Source organism: Rhizobium sp. AQ_MP (genome assembly GCF_014237835.1).
In the GTDB taxonomy this organism is placed as follows: domain Bacteria; phylum Pseudomonadota; class Alphaproteobacteria; order Rhizobiales; family Rhizobiaceae; genus Allorhizobium.
In genome coordinates this window covers 107,900-128,747 of the sequence record NZ_JACJVI010000007.1, presented here as the reverse complement: position 1 = coordinate 128,747, position 20,848 = coordinate 107,900, and the positions used below count along the sequence as shown (strand labels likewise).

Below are 20,848 nucleotides of genomic sequence, written 5' to 3'. Positions count from 1 at the left end.
CTTGCCGTGGTCGACGTGGCCGATCGTGCCGATGTTGACGTGCGGCTTGTTGCGCTCAAACTTACTCTTTGCCATTTTCGGCTCTCCATTTTGTGGTCCCCGTCAGGGGAAATTCAAATATTCAATAGGACGGACGGCGTATCCCGGTCACTTCTGACCGGAATACTTTGCCTGGATTTCTGCAGCAACGTTCGACGGGACCGGTGCGTAATGGTCGAAGACCATCGAGTACTGGGCGCGGCCCTGCGACATGGAGCGCAGGTTGTCGACGTACTTGAACATGTTGGCGAGCGGGACGTGAGCGTTGATCACGATCGCGATGCCGCGCTGTTCCTGGCCCTGGATCTGGCCACGGCGGGAGTTCAGGTCGCCGATAACGTCGCCGACGTAATCTTCCGGGGTCACGACTTCGACGCGCATCATCGGCTCGAGCAGCTGAGCGCCGGCCTTCTTGGCTGCTTCACGGAAGCAGGCACGCGATGCGATTTCGAAGGCGAGAACCGACGAGTCGACGTCGTGGAAGGCACCGTCGATGAGGGTGGCCTTGACGCCCAGCATCGGGAAGCCAGCGAGCGGACCCGAAGACAGAACGCTTTCGATACCCTTCTGAACGCCCGGGATGTATTCCTTCGGAACAGCACCGCCGACGATCTTGGATTCGAACTTGAAGTCGTCGCCTTCCGGGTTCGGTTCGAAGACGATCTTGACGCGCGCGAACTGACCGGTACCACCGGACTGCTTCTTGTGCGTGTAGTCTTCTTCGTGCTGACGCGTGATGGTTTCGCGGTAAGCAACCTGCGGCGCACCGACGTTGGCTTCAACCTTGAACTCGCGACGCATACGGTCGACGATGATGTCGAGGTGAAGTTCGCCCATGCCAGCGATGATGGTCTGGCCGGATTCCTGGTCGGTCTTGACGCGGAAGGACGGGTCTTCTGCTGCCAGGCGGTTGAGCGCGAGGCCCATCTTTTCCTGGTCGCCCTTGGACTTCGGCTCGATCGCGATCTGGATGACCGGCTCGGGGAATTCCATGCGCTCAAGGATAACCGGCTTCAGGGGATCGCAGAGCGTGTCACCCGTGGTGGTTTCCTTGAGACCGGCCAGAGCAACGATGTCGCCTGCAAAGGCTTCTTCGATGTCTTCACGGGAGTTCGAGTGCATCTGCAGCATGCGGCCGACGCGCTCGCGCTTGTCCTTGACCGTGTTCATGACCGACGAGCCCTTTTCGAGCTTGCCGGAATAGATGCGGGCGAAGGTGAGCGAACCGACGAAGGGGTCGTTCATGATCTTGAACGCCAGCATCGAAAGCGGCTCGGCGTCATCTGCATGGCGCTCGATTTCGGCTTCGGTCTTGAAGTCGATGCCCTTGATGGCCGGGATGTCGAGCGGCGACGGCAGGTAGTCGACAACCGCGTCGAGGAGCGGCTGAACGCCCTTGTTCTTGAAGGCGGTGCCGCAGAACATCGGGTGGAACTTGACGTCGATGGTGCCGCGACGAACGAGTTCGCGGATCTTGTCGTTGTCCGGCATGTCGCCGTTCAGGTAGGCTTCCATCGCTTCTTCGTCGATCTCGACAACGGTCTCGATCAGCTTTTCGCGATATTCCTCGGCCTTTTCCTTCAGGTCGGCAGGGATTTCGACAACGTCCCAGGCAGCGCCGAGGGACTCGTCGCGCCAGATCAGAGCGTTCATCTCGATCAGGTCGACAACGCCCTTGAAGTCGCTTTCAGCGCCGATCGGCAGCTGCATGACAACAGCGGTGGCGCCAAGACGGGTCTTGATCATTTCTACCGAGCGGTAGAAGTCAGCACCGGTCTTGTCCATCTTGTTGCAGAAGATCATCCGCGGGACGTTGTACTTCTCAGCCTGACGCCAGACGGTTTCGGTCTGCGGCTCAACGCCGGCGTTGGCGTCGAGAAGAGCGATCGCACCGTCGAGAACGCGCAGCGAACGCTCGACTTCAATGGTGAAGTCAACGTGGCCGGGGGTGTCGATGATGTTGAAGCGGCGCATCTTGCCGTCGCGACCCTTCCAGAAGGTCGTGGTGGCAGCAGACGTGATCGTGATGCCACGCTCCTGCTCCTGCTCCATCCAGTCCATGGTGGCTGCGCCGTCATGAACTTCGCCGATCTTGTGAGACTTACCGGTGTAGTAGAGGATACGCTCGGTGGTCGTGGTCTTGCCGGCGTCAATATGCGCCATGATACCGAAGTTGCGGTAGTCTTCGATTTTATATTCGCGAGCCATAACGGACTGCCTTTCGATATTCGATCGGTTGATTACCAGCGGTAATGCGAGAAGGCGCGGTTTGCATCGGCCATCTTGTGGGTGTCTTCGCGCTTCTTGACGGCGCTACCGCGGTTGTTCGCTGCGTCGAGCAGCTCGCCGGAGAGGCGGTCGACCATAGTGGTCTCGTTGCGCTTGCGGGCAGCGGTGATCAGCCAGCGGATCGCGAGAGCCTGGCGGCGCTCCGGACGAACGTCGACCGGGACCTGGTAGGTTGCACCACCAACGCGGCGCGAACGGACTTCAACATGCGGCGCGACGTTGTCGAGCGCCTGATGGAAGACGGCAATCGGTTCCTGCTTGGACTTGTTCTGAACGACGTCGAAGGCACCGTAGACGATGCTTTCAGCGACCGACTTCTTGCCGTGAAGCATGATGGCGTTCATGAACTTGGTGACAACGAGATCGCCGAACTTCGGATCCGGGTTGATCTCACGCTTTTCTGCACTATGGCGACGGGACATACTATTTGTCTCTCAACGGTTAGGGACGCTTTATCACGCGGAGAACCTCGCGCAGCGCCGGTATCTGATGAATGAAGGACCGAAGCTTACTTCGGACGCTTCGCACCGTACTTCGAGCGGCGCTGCTTGCGGTTCTTGACGCCCTGGGTGTCGAGAACGCCGCGGATGATGTGGTAACGAACACCCGGCAAGTCCTTGACGCGGCCGCCACGGATCATGACGACAGAGTGTTCCTGCAGGTTGTGACCTTCGCCCGGAATGTAGCCGATGACTTCGAAGCCATTGGTCAGGCGGATCTTGGCGACCTTACGCAGAGCCGAGTTCGGCTTCTTCGGGGTCGTGGTGTAGACGCGGGTGCAAACGCCGCGCTTCTGCGGGTTTTCCTGCAGAGCAGGAACCTTATTGCGCTTTACCTGTGCCTGACGCGGCTTGCGGATCAGCTGGTTTACGGTAGGCATATACCCATCCCTTGCAAAATCTAGTCTCAAGCCCTTTCAGGCCCTGGTGGTTGCCGTTTCCGGCGGCGGCCGCACTGTTTTCTTCATGCGCAAAATGTGGCCCGACCCGTTTTCGCGGATGGACCACAAAAGACAGAGGACGCACTGCAAGAGTGCGTCGTGCGAGCAGCATTCGTGTCGTCAACGTGCGTTTGGAGACCTGTTTGAGATGAACTTCAGGACGCGTCGTCCCGAAAAAGCCAACCTCACATGGGCTCCGATGGGCGGGGTACTACTGTTTTCCCCCCTTAACGTCAAGTCACATCTGACAATTAATGCCCGGACCGCCCTGCCCGACCAGGAGTCCGGCGGTTTCGGCACAGGAAAAAGAGGGCACTGCAACAATTTGGCTTGGATTGCGGCCGGAAACTTCTAGATAGGTATTGAGAGAGGGTCAACCGCCCTGCCCGTCTGGTCGAATCGGCCGCGGCGAAGAATCGATCCGCCACAACAGGAAGACCAGGCGCCATGATCACCAGTCCCGACAATGACAACAACCGCGACGAGCCGATGGTGTTCATCGTGATCGCCAAGGCCTACGAGACCGAAGGCGGCGAACCGATCGACCTGCATGTCATGCTGACGGCCCCGGACGACGACACGGCTGTCCGGATGACCCTGAACGCGCTGTCCGAAGAGGGTTTTCTGGAAGCGGATCTTGACCAGATCGGCATGATTACCGGCGCACCGGACGAAGAGCCGCATGCTTCTGCCTATCAGGGCGCGCTGGAAGGTGAAGTGGCGATCATCCGTTTCGCCTGAGCCACAATTCCCTGGGTATGATTCAAGGCCGGTCGCTTGCGATCGGCCTCTTTCGTTGGCGCAAGATAGCCCTCCCCCGATAAAGAAAAAAAAAGGCCGCCCGGATCGCTCCGGGCGGCCTTTGTTCTTGCAACCTGAGCGCCGATTACTCGGCGGCAGGCGCGCTTTCGCCAGCGAGGTTCTGCAGCATCGGGGTCGCCACGTCGGCGCCCGTGCCCTTCTTGCGCTCCTCGAGGATGAGGTCGTCGCGCGAAGAGGCGATGCGGCGGATCTGCGTCATGGTACCGCCGGTACCAGCCGGGATCAGGCGGCCGACGATGACGTTTTCCTTCAGGCCCTGCAGCGTGTCGGTCTTGCCGGCGATTGCAGCTTCCGTGAGAACCTTGGTGGTTTCCTGGAAGGATGCAGCCGAGATGAACGACGGCGTCTGCAGCGAGGCCTTGGTGATGCCGAGGAGGACGGGTTCGCCGTATGCCGGCTTCTTGCCTTCCTCGATCAGGCGCTCGTTCATGTCATCCAGTTCGATACGGTCGACATTGTCGCCGACGATGTACTGGCTGTCTCCCGAGTCGGTGATCTCGACCTTCTGCAGCATCTGGCGAACGATCACCTCGATGTGCTTGTCGTTGATCACAACGCCCTGCAGACGGTAGACTTCCTGGATTTCGTTGACCAGGTACGAGGCGAGTGCCTCGACGCCCTTGATCGCCAGGATGTCGTGCGGAGCCGGGTTACCGTCGAGGATGTAGTCACCCTTTTCGATGTAGTCGCCTTCCTGAAGGTGGAAGGGCTTGCCCTTCGGGATCAGGTATTCGACCGGCTCGACACCGTCTTCCGCCGGCTCGATGATGACGCGACGCTTGTTCTTGTAGTCACGGCCGAGACGGATCGTACCATCGATCTCAGCGATGATGGCGTGGTCCTTCGGACGACGGGCTTCGAACAGTTCGGCAACACGCGGCAAACCACCGGTGATGTCCTTGGTCTTGGCGCTTTCGAGCGGCGAACGCGCGAGAACGTCACCCTGAGACACCTTCTGGCCGGGCTCGACCGACAGGATCGCATCGACGGACAGCTGGAAGCGTGCCTCGCCGCCACGGGCGACCTTGAGCACGTTGCCGCTGGCGTCCTTGATGACGATCGCCGGCTTCAAGTCCGAACCGCGCGGGGTCGAACGCCAGTCGATAACCTGACGCTTGGTGATACCGGTCGACTCGTCGGTGGCTTCGAGAACCGAGAGGCCGTCGACGACGTCCTCGAAGTGCACGATACCCTCGACTTCCGTCATCATCGGGCGGGTGTACGGATCCCATTCGGCGAGACGCTGGCCGCGCTTCACCTTGTCGCCGTCGTCGACGAAGACCTTCGAACCATAGGCAACGCGCTGCGAGGACCGCTCCACACCACGCTCGTCGAGGATGGTGATGGCCATGCTGCGGCCCATGGCAATCAGATTGCCATCAGAGTTGCGCAGGATGTTGCGGTTCTTGATCTGCACCGTACCTTCGTACGAGGCTTCCAGGAACGACTGGTCAACCACCGTCGCGGTACCGCCCAGGTGGAAGGTACGCATGGTGAGCTGGGTGCCCGGCTCACCGATCGACTGAGCGGCGATGACGCCGACGGCTTCACCCATGTTGACAGGTGTACCGCGAGCAAGGTCGCGACCGTAGCAGATCGAGCAGACGCCGGTCTGAACTTCGCAGGTCAGGGCCGAACGGATGCGGATCGACTGGATACCGGCCTTCTCGATTTCCACGACATGCGGCTCGAGGATCATCTGGCCGGCATCGACGATGCGCTCACCCGTGACCGGATGATCGATGTCGTCGAGCGCGGTTCGACCGAGAACGCGAGCGCCGATGGAGGCAACGACCTGACCGGCATCGACGATCGCCGTCATGGTCAGGCCCTTGTCGGTGCCGCAATCGACCATGTTGACGATGCAATCCTGGGCCACGTCGACGAGACGACGGGTTAGGTAACCGGAGTTCGCGGTCTTCAGAGCGGTGTCTGCGAGACCCTTACGGGCACCGTGGGTCGAGTTGAAGTACTCGTTAACGGTCAGACCTTCCTTGAAGTTCGAGATGATCGGCGTTTCGATGATTTCGCCCGACGGCTTGGCCATGAGGCCGCGCATGCCGCCCAGCTGACGCATCTGGTTCGGTGAACCACGCGCACCCGAGTGGGACATCATGTAGATGGCGTTCATCGGCTTCTGGCGACCAGTCTCGGGGTCGAACTCGACCGCCTTAATGCGGGCCATCATGTCCTCGGCGACCTTTTCGGTGGCCTTGCCCCAGGCGTCAACGACCTTGTTGTACTTCTCGCCCTGGGTGATCAGGCCGTCGTTGTACTGCTGCTCGTATTCCTTGACCAGCGTTTCGGTGTCGCCAACGATCTTCGCCTTGGTTTCCGGGATGATCATGTCGTCCTTGCCGAACGAAATGCCGGCGCGGCAGGCATGGGTGAAACCGAGCTGCATGATGCGGTCGCAGAAGATGACCGTGTCCTTCTGGCCGCAATGGCGGTAGACCGTGTCGATCATCTTGGAGATGTTCTTCTTGGTCATTTCCTGGTTGCAGATGTCGAAGGGCACATTGACGTTCTTCGGCAGGAGTTCGCCGATGATCATGCGGCCAGGCGTGGTTTCATAGATCTTCGAGACCGGGTTGCCCTCGGCGTCGACGGTCTTGAAGCGGCCACGGATCTTGGCGTGCAGCGTGACGACCTTGTTTTCCAGAGCATGGTGCAGTTCGCCCATGTCGGAGAAGGCCATGCCTTCGCCCGGCTCGTTCTGGTTCTGGATCGACAGGTAGTACAGGCCGAGAACCATGTCCTGCGACGGCACGATGATCGGCTGACCGTTTGCCGGGTGCAGGATGTTGTTCGTCGACATCATCAGGACGCGGGCTTCGAGCTGGGCTTCGAGCGACAGCGGCACGTGAACGGCCATCTGGTCACCGTCGAAGTCGGCGTTGAAGGCCGTGCACACGAGCGGGTGCAGCTGGATCGCCTTGCCTTCGACCAGGATCGGTTCGAAGGCCTGGATGCCCAGGCGGTGCAGCGTCGGTGCGCGGTTCAGGAGAACCGGATGCTCGCGGATGACCTCGTCGAGGATATCCCAGACTTCCGGCTTTTCCTTTTCAACCAGCTTCTTGGCCTGCTTGACGGTCGAGGAATAACCCTTGGCGTCGAGGCGGGCGTAGATGAACGGCTTGAACAGTTCGAGCGCCATCTTCTTCGGCAGACCGCACTGGTGCAGCTTCAGTTCCGGACCGGTCACGATGACCGAACGACCGGAATAGTCGACGCGCTTGCCGAGCAGGTTCTGACGGAAGCGGCCCTGCTTGCCCTTGAGCATGTCGGAGAGCGACTTCAGCGGACGCTTGTTGGCGCCGGTGATGACGCGACCACGACGGCCGTTGTCGAAGAGCGCGTCCACAGATTCCTGCAGCATGCGCTTTTCGTTGCGGATGATAATGCCCGGAGCGCGCAGTTCGATCAGGCGCTTCAGACGATTGTTGCGGTTGATGACGCGACGATAGAGATCGTTCAGGTCAGACGTCGCGAAGCGGCCGCCATCAAGCGGAACGAGCGGGCGCAGATCCGGCGGGATGACCGGAACGACCTTCATGATCATCCATTCCGGACGGTTGCCCGACTCCATGAAGTTCTCGACGATCTTCAGGCGCTTCATCAGCTTCTTCTGCTTGAGATCCGACGTGGTGTCGGCAAGCTCGGAACGCAGATCGCCAGCGATACGCTCGAGGTTCATCGAGGCCAGCATTTCATAGATGGCTTCAGCACCGATCATGGCGGTGAACTGGTCTTCGCCGAACTCGTCGACGGCCATCATGTACTCTTCTTCAGAGAGCAGCTGGTTTTCCTTGAGCGAGGTGAGGCCCGGCTCGGTCACGATGTAGTTCTCGAAGTAGAGAACGCGCTCGACATCCTTCAGCGTCATGTCCAGCAGCGTGGAGATGCGCGACGGCAGCGACTTCAGGAACCAGATGTGGGCGACCGGGGCTGCGAGCTCGATGTGGCCCATGCGCTCGCGGCGAACGCGCGACAGCGTGACTTCGACGCCGCACTTTTCGCAGATGATGCCCTTGTACTTCATGCGCTTGTACTTGCCGCACAGGCACTCGTAGTCCTTGATCGGTCCGAAGATACGCGCGCAGAAGAGGCCGTCACGCTCGGGCTTGAACGTGCGGTAGTTGATGGTTTCCGGCTTCTTGATCTCGCCGTAGGACCAGGAAAGGATCTTTTCCGGGCTCGCGATCGAGATCCGGATGCTGTCGAAGTGCTGGGCCGGCACCTGCGGGTTGAAAAGGTTCATGACCTCTTGGTTCATGCCTGTCTCCTTGATGGGGCAAAGAGCCCTCGATTGGGTCGCGGTTGCGGCGAAGTCCCGGGATGCCGCGCCGGACCCTGAAATGACAATAACCGCGAAATGCGGCGAAACTCCCCGTCCCTCCCCGATATTGGCCTTCGGGGCGAGCCGGGAATGGCGTGCGAGGCGTTTTCCGCCACGCACGCCTTGTCAAACTTACTCGGCTGCGTCGGGCAGCTGGCCCTCTTCCGGCAGGATCTTCGAATTCTCGAGTTCGACGGAAAGGCCGAGAGAGCGCATTTCCTTGACGAGAACGTTGAAGCTTTCCGGAATGCCGGCCTCGAAGGTGTCGTCGCCACGGACGATCGCTTCGTAGACCTTGGTACGGCCGGCCACGTCGTCCGACTTGACGGTGAGCATTTCCTGCAGGGTGTATGCCGCACCGTAGGCCTCGAGTGCCCAGACTTCCATTTCCCCGAAGCGCTGACCGCCGAACTGCGCCTTACCACCGAGCGGCTGCTGGGTGACGAGCGAGTACGGGCCGATCGAGCGAGCGTGGATCTTGTCGTCGACCAGGTGGTTCAGCTTGATCATGTACATGTAGCCAACGGTGACCTGACGGTCGAAGGCTTCGCCGGTACGGCCATCGTACAGGGTGGACTGACCCGACGGGTTGAGACCCGCACGCTTCAGCATCGCCGAGACGTCGCTTTCATGCGCACCGTCGAAGACCGGGGTGGCGATCGAAACGCCACGCTTTGCTTCTTCGGCGAGCTTGACGAGCGCGTCATCGTCGAAGTGCTTCACTTCGTCATGGGCTTCCGACTCGTAGATCTCCGTCAGTTCCTTGCGAAGATCGGTGATGTCGAGGTGCTTGCGATAGTCCTCGAGCATCTGGCCGATCTTCTTGCCCATGCCGGCGCAAGCCCAGGCAAGGTGGGTTTCGAGAATCTGACCGACGTTCATGCGCGAGGGAACGCCGAGCGGGTTCAAGACGATGTCGACATGCGTGCCGTCTTCGAGGAAAGGCATGTCCTCGACCGGTACGATGCGCGAGACAACACCCTTGTTGCCGTGACGGCCGGCCATCTTGTCGCCCGGCTGGATCTTGCGCTTCACAGCGACGAAGACCTTGACCATCTTCATGACGCCCGGGGGCATTTCATCGCCGCGCTGGACCTTTTCGACCTTGTCCATGAAGCGCTGTTCAAGGCGCGACTTGGATTCGTCGTACTGGCCGCGGAGCGCTTCGAGTTCGCCCTGCACCTTTTCGTCTTCGACGGCAAACATCCACCACTGCGAGCGGGGATATTCGGAGACGACGGCGTTGGTGAGTTCGACGCCCTTCTTGAAGCCCTTCGGGCCGGCGATCGACATCTGACCACGCAGCATGTCCAGCAGGCGACCGTAGACGTTACGGTCGAGGATCGCCTGTTCGTCGTCGCGGTCCTTGGCGAGGCGTTCGATTTCCTCGCGCTCGATGGCCATCGCGCGCTCGTCCTTCTCAACGCCGTGGCGATTGAAGACGCGAACTTCGACGACGGTACCGAAGGTGCCCGGCGGCATGCGCATGGAGGTATCGCGAACGTCGGACGCCTTTTCACCGAAGATGGCACGCAGAAGCTTTTCTTCCGGCGTCATCGGGCTTTCGCCCTTCGGCGTGATCTTGCCGACCAGGATGTCGCCCGGCTGAACTTCTGCACCGATGTAGACGATACCGGCTTCGTCGAGGTTCTTCAGCGCTTCTTCCGAAACGTTCGGAATGTCGCGGGTGATTTCTTCAGGACCAAGCTTGGTGTCGCGGGCCATGACTTCGAATTCCTCGATGTGGATCGAGGTGAAGACGTCTTCCGAGACGATGCGCTCCGACATGAGGATCGAGTCCTCATAGTTGTAGCCGTTCCAGGGCATGAACGCGACGAGCGCGTTGCGGCCGAGAGCCAGATCGCCGAGGTCGGTCGACGGACCGTCCGCGATGATGTCACCCTTGTTGACGATGTCGCCAACCGTCACCAGCGGGCGCTGGTTCACGCAGGTGTTCTGGTTCGAACGCTGGAACTTCTGCAGGCGGTAGATATCGACGCCAGACTTCGACGGATCGAGATCTTCCGTGGCGCGGATAACGATACGGGTCGCGTCGACCTGGTCGACAACGCCGCCGCGACGGGCACCGATGGCAGCGCCAGAGTCACGCGCAACGATCGGCTCCATGCCGGTTCCAACGAACGGGGCTTCGGCACGCAGAAGCGGCACGGCCTGACGCTGCATGTTCGAGCCCATGAGAGCGCGGTTGGCGTCGTCGTTTTCGAGGAACGGGATGAGAGCGGCCGCAACCGATACCAGCTGCTTCGGCGAGACGTCCATCAGGTTGATGGTGTCGCGCGGGGACAGCATGACTTCGCCAGCATGACGGCAGACGACGAACTCTTCGACGAACTGGCCATCGGCCGTGAGCTCGGAGTTGGCCTGGGCCACGTAGTACTTGGCTTCTTCCATCGCCGACAGATAGACCACTTCGGTCGTGACCTTGCCGTCGACGATCTTGCGGTACGGGCTTTCAATGAAGCCGTACTTGTTGACGCGGGCGAAGGTTGCGAGCGAGTTGATCAGACCGATGTTCGGGCCTTCCGGCGTTTCGATCGGGCAGATACGGCCATAATGGGTCGGGTGAACGTCGCGGACTTCGAAGCCTGCGCGCTCACGGGTCAGACCACCCGGACCAAGAGCCGAGAGACGGCGCTTGTGGGTGATTTCCGAAAGCGGGTTCACCTGGTCCATGAACTGCGACAGCTGCGAGGAGCCGAAGAATTCGCGGACGGCGGCAGCAGCCGGCTTGGCGTTGATCAGGTCCTGCGGCATGACGGTGTCGATTTCGATCGACGACATGCGTTCCTTGATCGCGCGCTCCATGCGGAGCAGGCCGAGACGGTACTGGTTTTCCATCAGTTCGCCGACGGAGCGAACGCGACGGTTGCCGAGGTTGTCGATGTCGTCGATCTCGCCCTTGCCGTCACGCAGCTCGACCAGCATCTTGACCACGGCCAGGATGTCGTCCTTGCGCAGAACGCGGACGGTATCCGGGCAGTCGAGGTCGAGACGCATGTTCATCTTGACGCGACCAACGGCCGACAGGTCGTAACGCTCGGCGTCGAAGAACAGCGACTGGAACATGGCTTCAGCCGATTCCATGGTCGGCGGTTCACCCGGACGCATGACGCGGTAGATGTCGAACAGCGCATCCTGACGGTTCTCGTTCTTGTCGGCCGAGAGCGTGTTGCGGATGTAGGCGCCAACATTGATGTGGTCGATGCCGAGAACCGGGATTTCGTCGAAACCGGCGTCGAGGATCTGCGGGAGCGACTTTTCGTCGATCTCGTCGCCGGCTTCCATGTAGATTTCACCGGTCGACATGTTGACCAGGTCTTCAGCGAGATAGGTGCCGAAGAGATCTTCGTCGGAAGCCTTGAGGAACTTGACGCCCTTGTCGGTCAGCTGACGCAGGAGACGCGGGGTGAGCTTCTTGCCGCCTTCGACAACAACTTCGCCGCTGTCGGCGTCGACGAGGTCGGAGATGGCCTTGGCACCCTTGAGGGTTTCCGGGTTGAACGGGAAGCGCCAGCCCTTGCCGTCACGCTGATAAACGGACTTCGAGTAGAAGGTCGACAGGATTTCTTCGCCGTCCATGCCAAGCGCCATCAAGAGCGAGGTCACGGGGATCTTGCGGCGACGGTCGATACGGGCATGCACGATGTCCTTGGCGTCGAACTCGATGTCGAGCCAGGAACCGCGATAGGGGATGACGCGGGCAGCAAACAGCAGCTTGCCCGAGGAGTGGGACTTGCCCTTGTCGTGGTCGAAGAAGACACCCGGCGAACGGTGCATCTGCGAGACGATGACGCGCTCGGTACCGTTGACGATGAAGGTACCGTTGTTCGTCATGAGCGGCATGTCGCCCATGTAGACGGACTGTTCCTTGATGTCCTTGATCGAGCGGGCGCCTGTATCCTCGTCAATATCGAACACGATCAGACGCAGCGTGACCTTCAGCGGTGCGGCATAGGTCAGGTCGCGCTGACGGCATTCGTCGACGTCGAACTTCGGCGGCTCGAATTCGTAGGACACGAATTCCAGCATCGATGCACCGGAGAAATCGGTGATCGGGAATACGGACTTGAAAACAGCATTGAGCCCCTCGTCGGGACGGCCGCCAACCGGCTCGTCAACCATGAGGAACTGGTCATAAGATGCCTTCTGAACCTCGATGAGGTTCGGCATTTCTGCGACTTCTGGAATTTTTCCGAAAAACTTGCGTACGCGCCTGCGACCGTTAAAGGTAAGGGTCTGAGCCATCGTCGCTCCTTGTCAGTTTGCACCCGGGCCTGCAACAGACGGTGACCGCTGGCCAGGCGGCTCCGTCAAAAAATGGATCACTCAATCTCGTCCCGAAATCCGAAAGGCCGGCCGGTTTGCCGGGCGTTCGGGTCAGGACCATCCTCTTGAGAACCCATTACCCAGGAACCGTTTTCAGACGGTTCCTGGGTAATATGTTCGGGAGAAGTCGGCGGGAAAAGGTAAACTTCTCCCGCCGCATTCCAATATTACTTGACGTCGACCTTAGCGCCGGCTTCTTCAAGCTTCTTCTTGAGGTCGGCAGCTTCAGCCTTGGAAACAGCTTCCTTGACCGGCTTCGGAGCGCCTTCGACGAGGTCCTTGGCTTCCTTGAGGCCGAGGCCGGTGATGCCGCGAACTTCCTTGATGACGTTGATCTTGTTAGCGCCAGCGTCAACGAGGATAACGTCGAATTCGGTCTTTTCTTCTTCAGCAGCAGCCGGAGCAGCGCCGCCAGCAGCAGCAGCAACAGCTACCGGAGCAGCAGCCGAAACGCCCCACTTTTCTTCGAGCATCTTGGAAAGCTCAGCAGCTTCCAGAACGGTCAGCGAGGAGAGGTCTTCTACGATCTTAGCGAGATCAGCCATTTTACTAGTCCTTTAGAGTTCGGTTCGAACTGGTTTGATTATTGAACAGCGAAAAACCGCCTTACGCGGCTTCGTCCTTCTTTGCGTAGGCCGCAAAAACGCGCGCCAGCTGCGAAGCCGGGGCCTGTACGACGCCTGCGATGCGGGTTGCCGGGGTCTGAATCATACCCAGCAGCTTTGCGCGCAGTTCGTCCAGCGAAGGCAGGGTCGCAAGCGACTTGACTGCTTCAGCGTTCAGCGTGGTCGAACCCATGGCGCCACCGAGAACAACGATCTTGTCGTTGGTCTTGGCGAAATCCATGACGACCTTGGGAGCCACGATCGGGTCGGTGCTGTATGCGATCAGCGTCTGACCCTTGAAGAGATTGCTCATCCCTTCGGACTCCGTGCCCTGAAGAGCGATCTTGGCCAGACGGTTCTTCGCGACTTTGACGGTGCCGCCAGCAGCGCGCATCTTCGAACGGAAGTCGTTCATCTGCGCAACTGTGACACCAGCATAGTGGGCCACGACAACCGAACCGGAAGCCTTAAAGACTTCGTTCAGCTCCGTGACAAATTCGCGCTTTTCCGCTCTTTCCACTGTCTGTCTCCAGTTGATGGGACCGCAATCCTGCAGGCCCCACCGGGTTTGCCTTTGCCTCAAGGGATCCAAACATGTCGGACCCCGAGCGACGCTTGAGGATCCTGTCCCCTCTGCTTGGAGCACGCTCCAGGCATAAGGCGAATAAGGCTCGAACCGAACTTCAAGACGTCATCAGACGTTTAAATACGGATCTTACCCGTCTCATGAGGGCAATCATTAAGGCCCAAAGGCCACCCACAATCTCGGACAGGAGTGTCTGGTCTTTCGAACCAGACATTTCCGGCCCCGAAAGGCCGGAAACTTGGTGGGCCGGAGCGTGAGGCTCCGGCCGAATTCATGATCAGGCCGTAACCGTGGCCGGGTCGATCTTGACGCCCGGGCCCATGGTCGAGGAGATCGCTACGCGCTTGACGTAGTTGCCCTTGGCGCCAGCCGGCTTTGCCTTGATGACGGCGTCAGCGAAGGCCTTAATGTTCTCTTCGAGCGCCTTGGCGTCGAAGGAAGCCTTGCCGATGCCGGCATGGACGATACCAGCCTTCTCGACGCGGAACTCGACGGCACCGCCCTTGGAAGCCTTGACGGCGCCCGTGACGTCCATGGTGACCGTGCCAACCTTCGGGTTCGGCATCATGCCACGCGGGCCGAGAACCTTACCGAGACGGCCGACGAGCGGCATCATGTCCGGGGTCGCGATGCAGCGATCGAAGTCGATCTTGCCGCCCTGGACGATTTCGAGCAGGTCTTCGGCGCCGACGATGTCTGCACCGGCTGCCTTGGCTTCGTCAGCCTTGGCGCCACGTGCGAAGACGGCAACGCGAACGTCACGGCCCGTACCGTTCGGCAGGTTGACCACGCCGCGGACCATCTGGTCTGCATGGCGCGGGTCGACGCCGAGGTTCATGGCGATTTCGATCGTTTCGTCGAACTTGGCGACGGCACGTTCCTTGACCATCGAGATGGCGTCGGTGAGGGCGACCAGCTTGGTCGGGTCCACGCCTTCGCGGATCTTCTGAATACGCTTTGCTACCTTGGCCATGATCAACCTACCACTTCCAGGCCCATGGAGCGGGCAGAGCCCTCAACCATCAGCATTGCGCCTTCGATGTCGGCGGCGTTCAGATCCTTCATCTTGCCTTCGGCAATTGCGCGGACCTGCGCCTTGGTGATCGTACCGACCTTCGCACCCTTGCCCGGAGTCTTCGAGCCAGAGGTGATCTTTGCTTCCTTCTTCAGCCAGTAGGTGACCGGCGGCTGCTTCATTGCGAAGGTGAAGGACTTGTCCTGGTAATAGGTGATGACGACCGGGATCGGCATACCCTTTTCCATTTCCTGCGTGGCGGCATTGAACGCCTTGCAGAATTCCATGATGTTAATGCCACGCTGACCAAGGGCCGGGCCGATCGGCGGGGACGGGTTGGCCGATCCTGCCTTGACCTGGAGCTTGAGCTGGCCTGCAACTTTCTTAGCCATTACTCTCTGCCTTTCATTTCAGACCGGTTGCCCGGTCCATTATGCCAGCGTCACGCTGGCGGCTGCGGTTGCGTGGTGCGTCTGGACGGTCCGGCTTAGAGACCGCCATCCTCCCACGCGGATCGGGGAGTTGCCTCCCCTGCTCCGATCAGACCTTTTCGACCTGACCGTATTCGAGTTCGACGGGGGTCGCGCGACCGAAGATCGAAACCTCGACCTTGAGGCGCGAACGCTCTTCGTCCACGTCCTGGACGATGCCGTTGAAGGAGGCGAAGGGGCCGTCGGAGACGCGAACCTGTTCGCCGATTTCGAAGGATACGGAGGACTTCGGACGCTCGACGCCTTCCTGGACCTGACCCAGGATGCGCTCGGCTTCGAAGTCCGGGATCGGAACCGGCTTGTTGTCGGAACCGAGGAAGCCCGTCACCTTCGGGGTATTCTTGATCAGGTGGTAGGCTTCGTCCGTCAGGTTCGCCCGCACCAGCACGTAGCCGGGGAAGAACTTCCGTTCGCTGTCCACCTTACGACCGCGGCGAACCTCGACGACCTTTTCGGTCGGAACGAGGATCTTTTCAAAGAGATGCTCAAGGCCCTTCTGACGCGCCTTGTTCTCGATGTCTTCCGCGACCTTCTTCTCAAAATTCGAATACGCGTGGACGATGTACCAACGTGCCGCCATGTTCGTCTCCGCCCGATTAATTGCCGACGCTCAGCACGAGGCTGAGCAACCAGCTGATCAGCTGGTCCGCGCCGAAGAAGAACAGCGCAGCGAAAAACACCATCGCCAGGACCATGAGCGTCGAAATCGTGGTCTCGCGACGCGAGGGCCACGTCACCTTGGACGTCTCGGAGCGTACCTGCTGCAGAAACGCGAATGGATTACCCTTGGATGCCATTTAATGCCCACGCATTTACGGCGCGTAAAGCCGACCTTGGTCAGCCCCACGCACCGCGTGTCTGTTTGAACCCTACATAAAGAGCGATTCCCCTTTTCACAAGAGGGAAAAGCTCTTCTGCAACTTTTCGGCTTTGCCAGATCTTCTTACTCGTCGCAGCTTCAGAAGCGCGCCGGGCGGACATGGCAGGGGCAGAGGGGCTCGAACCCCCGACCTGCGGTTTTGGAGACCGCCGCTCTACCAACTGAGCTATACCCCTAAGCCTTACCCCCGACTGGAACGCTCCCGCCCGAGGCATGGCGCTCCCTTTAAGACGGGAGCGATGGAATGGCAAGTGTCTTTTTTCTGCTTTTCACCAGAGCGGTCAATGGCATGCCGAGCAGCAGGCGAAAACGCCCGGGATACGCGGCAACAAGCCCCCTCGCCCACATACCTCTCGATCATTTGAACCACAAAGGTGGCATCCCACGCAGCGTGAGGCGACATCGACTGTCGACACACACGTGCGAGTCGCGACGCAACGCTTGCCAGATACCGCCCTTTGCCCGATAGTTCTGTGCATTCTTCTCGGAGGATTGCCATGATCCGCATCAGCAATGCCAGCCTGCCCGGTTCCGAGTTCGATGACGCCGACATGTCGGAATCCCGTTTCAGCGATGTCTCCCTGAAGGAGGCGGTGTTCAGCAACGTGGATCTCGGACGCAGCCTCATGACCGACGCCAATGCCGAGCAGATGGTGATCCGCAACGTGGCGATGAATGCGGCTGTCATGGAGAATGTCGTGCTGCATGCCGCCAGCCTGACCCATGTCGACCTGAACGGCAGCACCATTCGTTTCGCCAGCCTTGCCGATACCTCGATTGCCGAATGCGACCTGACCGGGCTGACGATCAACGGCTACCTCGTCACCGATCTATTGAGGCTGGCGGAAGAGCAGTTTCTGCAGCGGGCGTAAAGGGTGCCCGCCTGCGCTGGCATTTGCACCAAGCTCGACTAACCGCCATGCCCTTCAGGAACCCCACTCGCCAACGAAAAAAGGCCCCGCTGTTTCCAGCGAGGCCCTTTTTGATTCTGTCGATCAGATCAACGATTACTCGATGATCGAAGCGACGATGCCGGCGCCGACGGTGCGGCCGCCTTCGCGGATTGCGAAGCGCAGCTTTTCTTCCATCGCGATCGGAACGATCAGCTCAACGGCAACCGTGACGTTGTCGCCCGGCATAACCATTTCCGTGCCTTCCGGAAGCGACACGATGCCGGTCACGTCCGTGGTGCGGAAGTAGAACTGCGGACGGTAGTTCGTGAAGAACGGCGTATGACGGCCGCCTTCTTCCTTCGTCAGGATGTAGGCTTCGGCCATGAACTTCTTGTGCGGCTTGACCGAACCCGGCTTGCACAGGATCTGGCCACGCTCGACGCCGTCACGGTTCACACCGCGCAGCAGCGCACCGATGTTGTCGCCGGCCTGGCCCTGGTCGAGCAGCTTGCGGAACATTTCAACGCCCGTGCAGGTCGTCTTCGTCGTCGGACGGATGCCGACGATTTCGATTTCTTCGCCGACCTTGACGATACCGCGCTCAACGCGACCCGTCACAACCGTACCACGGCCCGAGATCGAGAACACGTCTTCGATCGGCATCAGGAACGGCTGGTCGATCGGACGCTCAGGCGTCGGGATGTAGGCGTCGACCTGAGCCATCAGCTCGCGGATCGCGTCTTCGCCGATCGTCTTGTTCGAATCTTCCAGAGCGGCCAGAGCCGAGCCCTTGACGACCGGGATATCGTCGCCCGGGAAGTCGTAGGACGACAGAAGTTCGCGAACTTCGAGTTCAACGAGCTCGAGCAGCTCGGCGTCGTCAACCTGGTCAACCTTGTTCAGGAAGACAACGATCGCGGGAACGCCAACCTGACGGGCGAGCAGGATGTGCTCGCGGGTCTGCGGCATCGGGCCGTCAGCAGCCGAGCAAACCAGGATCGCGCCGTCCATCTGGGCAGCACCGGTGATCATGTTCTTGACGTAGTCGGCGTGGCCGGGGCAGTCAACGTGCGCGTAGTGGCGGTTGGCGGTCTCGTACTCGACGTGTGCCGTCGAGATGGTGATGCCGCGGGCCTTTTCTTCCGGAGCTGCGTCGATCTGGTCGTAGGCCTTGAACTCACCGAAGTACTTGGTGATCGCTGCCGTCAGAGACGTCTTGCCGTGGTCGACGTGGCCGATCGTGCCGATGTTGACGTGCGGCTTGTTGCGCTCAAACTTACTCTTTGCCATTTGAATGCTTCCTGTGAACGAAACGGGGTTGCCCCGGCGAACCGGTTTGGTCCCGCCGTTTAAGGCTTTCGTGCGCAATGCGCAAGCCTTAATTGATTGGCCTTCCGGCGGCCGAAAAGCACGATTTACCGCACCCAAACCTCACGCAGGGGAAAGATCCTGCCGCCACGCGAGCTGAAGCTGGAAAATCGTTCGCATTCTTGGGCTTAGTGATTGTCTGGTCTGGAGCGGGTAACGGGAATCGAACCCGTGTATTCAGCTTGGAAGGCTGCTGCTCTACCATTGAGCTATACCCGCATTTTCAGATCCGAGGACGAATGGTGGAGAGAGTTGGATTTGAACCAACGTAGGCTGAGCCAACGGATTTACAGTCCGTCCCCTTTAACCACTCGGGCATCTCTCCATTCTTTCGTCTGGATCTGGCGACCAAGCTTCGTAGTCCCGACCAGAGTGCGTCGCCCCCTGATCTGCGGCGGGTATATGACGGCCCAACCGGCTCCTGTCAACACGAAGTTTGACGAAAAATTCCGAAAAGTTTCATGGGGTCGACACGAAGCCGAAATTGCAGGCGGGTCTATGCCCGCCCCCTGCCCCTCGCTATAAGGGCGCATGGCAAAAGATCCGAAAACCGACAAAACCGCCCGCGACACCCATTATGCGACGCTGCGCCGACAGGTGCGGGACGCCAAGCGGGAACGCGGCGAAATCCCCACACCTGGGCCCCAGAAGCCGCGCAAGAGCAATGCCGACTGGACGCCGCCAAAGCTCGCACCCGAGCAGGTCCTGCTCTACGGGCTGCACACCGTTCGTGCCGCGCTGGAGAACCCTGAGCGCAAACTGATCAAGCTTTCGGCGACGCAGAATGCGCTGGCGAGGCTCGAAATCGGATCTGTGGAAAACCTCGGCATCCCCTTCGAGACGGTCACCCCTCAGGATCTCGACAAGATCCTTGGCCCCGAAGCGATCCACCAGGGCGTGATGCTCGAAACCCGCCCCCTGCCCGTTCGTCGGCTGGAGGCGCTGAAGGACAGCCCGCTGATCCTGGTGCTCGACCAAGTCACCGATCCGCATAATGTCGGCGCCATCATGCGCTCGGCGGTCGCCTTCGATGCCGGTGCCGTCATCACGACGCAGCGGCACAGCCCGACGGAATCGGGCGTGCTGGCGAAATCCGCCTCCGGCGCGCTCGAACTCATCCCCTATATCCAAGTGACCAATCTCGCCGATGCGCTGGGCGAGCTGCACAAGCTCGGCTTCTTCTCTGTCGGACTCGATTCGGAAGGGCCGGCACCGATGGAAGAGACGCTCACCGGCGACCGCATCGCGCTGGTGCTCGGATCCGAGGGCAAGGGGCTCAGGCAGAAGACGCGCGAGACCGTGTCGTCGCTCGCCCGTCTCGACATGCCGGGCGCGATCAAGTCGCTCAACGTCTCCAACGCCGCAGCGATTGCCCTTTACGCCTCGCGGCAGCATCTGGCGGCCCAGGGCTGATGAAGCTCGTCTTCACCGATCTCGACGGGACGCTGCTCGATCACGACAGCTATTCCTACGAGGCGGCGCGCCCAGCGCTTGATCTGCTCGCAGCACGCGGCATTCCCGTGATCCTGGCGAGCAGCAAGACGGAAGCCGAGATGCGACCGATCGCAGAAGGGATCGGGATATCGCATCCGATGATCGTCGAAAACGGTGCCGGTTTGGTCGGGCTGAACGCCGAAAGTTCCCCTGTTGATCGGGATTTGCCGAGTCCTTACAGCCGCTTGCGAAGCTTTCTTAGGGAAATACCTAAGGACCTCAGGGCCTGTTTCGAAGGCTTTGGCGACTGGGATGCCAGGCGCGTTGCAAGCGAGACCGGCCTGCCCCTGGCTTCAGCCGAGCTTGCCCGTCAGCGGCAGTTTTCGGAGCCGGGGCATTTCACCGGGACCGAGGCGCAGAAGGCGGCCTTCCTCGGCCTGCTGCACACGCAGGGTTTCACCGCCGTTCAGGGCGGGCGCTTCTTCACGCTGATGCCGAAGACTTCAAAAGCCGAGCGGATGGCCGAGGTCGTCGCGCATTACCGGCGCCTGACGGGAGAACCGATCCGGACGGTTGCGCTCGGTGATGCGCCGAACGATCTGGCCATGCTGGAAGCGGCCGACTGCGGTATCATCATCGCCAATCCCGCGCATCATCCGCTGCCCGTCACAAAACGCGAGCAGGAGGGTGCGATCCTGCGCTCTGAACAAGCTGGCCCCTGGGGCTGGAACACAATGATCCAACAACTCGTTGCCACGGGGTTTCTCTGAGCCGGCCGCAACCGGCTTCATCACGAAAGG

The 20,848-nt window shown here is 60.2% G+C and carries 16 protein-coding genes, 3 tRNA genes and 1 pseudogene; 4 read left to right on the top strand and 16 right to left on the bottom strand.

The window, feature by feature from the left end; all coding sequences use genetic code 11:
* The 4 genes and pseudogenes from H6M51_RS24960 to rpsL all read right to left on the bottom strand — a co-directional run.
* A pseudogene (locus H6M51_RS24960) lies at positions 1 to 75 on the bottom strand (elongation factor Tu); the annotation flags it as partial.
* 72 nt (positions 76 to 147) lie between these two features.
* A complete protein-coding gene (fusA, locus tag H6M51_RS12670; RefSeq protein ID WP_138289771.1) occupies positions 148 to 2,247 on the bottom strand; it encodes an elongation factor G in 2,100 nt (699 codons plus the stop codon).
* Positions 2,248 to 2,279: 32 nt separating this feature from the next.
* Positions 2,280 to 2,750, bottom strand: coding sequence for a 30S ribosomal protein S7 (rpsG, locus tag H6M51_RS12665; RefSeq protein ID WP_113462470.1), 471 nt, complete (start codon positions 2,748 to 2,750; stop codon positions 2,280 to 2,282).
* An 86-nt stretch (positions 2,751 to 2,836) separates the two neighbouring features.
* A complete protein-coding gene (rpsL, locus tag H6M51_RS12660; protein ID WP_003507760.1) occupies positions 2,837 to 3,208 on the bottom strand; it encodes a 30S ribosomal protein S12 in 372 nt (123 codons plus the stop codon).
* 507 nt (positions 3,209 to 3,715) lie between these two features.
* On the opposite strand from rpsL, the gene H6M51_RS12655 reads away from it, so the two are divergent.
* Positions 3,716 to 4,009 carry a transcriptional regulator gene (locus H6M51_RS12655; RefSeq protein WP_185810201.1) on the top strand — a complete coding sequence of 98 codons (294 nt, stop codon included), beginning with the start codon at positions 3,716 to 3,718 and terminating at the stop codon, positions 4,007 to 4,009.
* 145 nt (positions 4,010 to 4,154) lie between these two features.
* Here H6M51_RS12655 and rpoC read toward each other — a convergent pair whose 3' ends face one another.
* From rpoC to H6M51_RS12610, 9 genes are all read right to left on the bottom strand, one after another.
* Positions 4,155 to 8,366, bottom strand: coding sequence for a DNA-directed RNA polymerase subunit beta' (gene rpoC / locus H6M51_RS12650; protein WP_185810200.1), 4,212 nt, complete (start codon positions 8,364 to 8,366; stop codon positions 4,155 to 4,157).
* A 195-nt stretch (positions 8,367 to 8,561) separates the two neighbouring features.
* Positions 8,562 to 12,695, bottom strand: a complete 4,134-nt coding sequence (gene rpoB / locus H6M51_RS12645; protein WP_185810199.1) for a DNA-directed RNA polymerase subunit beta — start codon at positions 12,693 to 12,695, stop codon at positions 8,562 to 8,564.
* A 248-nt stretch (positions 12,696 to 12,943) separates the two neighbouring features.
* A complete protein-coding gene (gene rplL, locus H6M51_RS12640) occupies positions 12,944 to 13,321 on the bottom strand; it encodes a 50S ribosomal protein L7/L12 (protein WP_138289762.1) in 378 nt (125 codons plus the stop codon).
* A gap of 61 nt (positions 13,322 to 13,382) precedes the next feature.
* On the bottom strand, positions 13,383 to 13,901 hold the full coding sequence (gene rplJ / locus H6M51_RS12635) for a 50S ribosomal protein L10 (protein ID WP_185810198.1): 519 nt from the start codon (positions 13,899 to 13,901) through the stop codon (positions 13,383 to 13,385).
* Between the two features lie 343 nt (positions 13,902 to 14,244).
* Complete coding sequence (gene rplA, locus H6M51_RS12630; RefSeq protein ID WP_185810197.1) at positions 14,245 to 14,940, bottom strand: 50S ribosomal protein L1; 696 nt, start codon at positions 14,938 to 14,940, stop codon at positions 14,245 to 14,247.
* A gap of 2 nt (positions 14,941 to 14,942) precedes the next feature.
* The gene (gene rplK / locus H6M51_RS12625; protein WP_006728786.1) at positions 14,943 to 15,374 is read right to left on the bottom strand and encodes a 50S ribosomal protein L11; all 432 of its coding nucleotides are present in this window, start codon (positions 15,372 to 15,374) and stop codon (positions 14,943 to 14,945) included.
* A 148-nt stretch (positions 15,375 to 15,522) separates the two neighbouring features.
* Positions 15,523 to 16,053 (bottom strand): transcription termination/antitermination protein NusG, encoded by a 531-nt coding sequence (gene nusG / locus H6M51_RS12620; protein WP_185810196.1) that lies wholly within the window; start codon positions 16,051 to 16,053, stop codon positions 15,523 to 15,525.
* A 16-nt stretch (positions 16,054 to 16,069) separates the two neighbouring features.
* Entirely contained in the window at positions 16,070 to 16,270 is a 201-nt protein-coding gene (gene secE, locus H6M51_RS12615) for a preprotein translocase subunit SecE (protein ID WP_006728788.1), read from the bottom strand.
* Between the two features lie 183 nt (positions 16,271 to 16,453).
* Positions 16,454 to 16,529 (bottom strand) — tRNA-Trp (locus H6M51_RS12610).
* Positions 16,530 to 16,850: 321 nt separating this feature from the next.
* On the opposite strand from H6M51_RS12610, the gene H6M51_RS12605 reads away from it, so the two are divergent.
* Positions 16,851 to 17,225 carry a pentapeptide repeat-containing protein gene (locus tag H6M51_RS12605; protein ID WP_185810195.1) on the top strand — a complete coding sequence of 125 codons (375 nt, stop codon included), beginning with the start codon at positions 16,851 to 16,853 and terminating at the stop codon, positions 17,223 to 17,225.
* Positions 17,226 to 17,360: 135 nt separating this feature from the next.
* Here H6M51_RS12605 and tuf read toward each other — a convergent pair whose 3' ends face one another.
* The 3 genes from tuf to H6M51_RS12590 form a co-directional block, all read right to left on the bottom strand.
* The gene (gene tuf / locus H6M51_RS12600) at positions 17,361 to 18,536 is read right to left on the bottom strand and encodes an elongation factor Tu (protein ID WP_185810194.1); all 1,176 of its coding nucleotides are present in this window, start codon (positions 18,534 to 18,536) and stop codon (positions 17,361 to 17,363) included.
* Positions 18,537 to 18,759: 223 nt separating this feature from the next.
* Positions 18,760 to 18,833, bottom strand: a tRNA-Gly gene (locus H6M51_RS12595).
* 21 nt (positions 18,834 to 18,854) lie between these two features.
* Positions 18,855 to 18,939: transfer RNA gene (locus tag H6M51_RS12590), tRNA-Tyr, on the bottom strand.
* A 206-nt stretch (positions 18,940 to 19,145) separates the two neighbouring features.
* Here H6M51_RS12590 and rlmB point away from each other — a divergent pair.
* The gene (gene rlmB / locus H6M51_RS12585) at positions 19,146 to 20,027 is read left to right on the top strand and encodes a 23S rRNA (guanosine(2251)-2'-O)-methyltransferase RlmB (RefSeq protein ID WP_185810193.1); all 882 of its coding nucleotides are present in this window, start codon (positions 19,146 to 19,148) and stop codon (positions 20,025 to 20,027) included.
* Complete coding sequence (locus H6M51_RS12580; RefSeq protein ID WP_185810192.1) at positions 20,027 to 20,818, top strand: mannosyl-3-phosphoglycerate phosphatase; 792 nt, start codon at positions 20,027 to 20,029, stop codon at positions 20,816 to 20,818. Before rlmB ends, H6M51_RS12580 begins: the two co-directional genes overlap by 1 nt.
* Positions 20,819 to 20,848 lie beyond the last annotated feature (30 nt).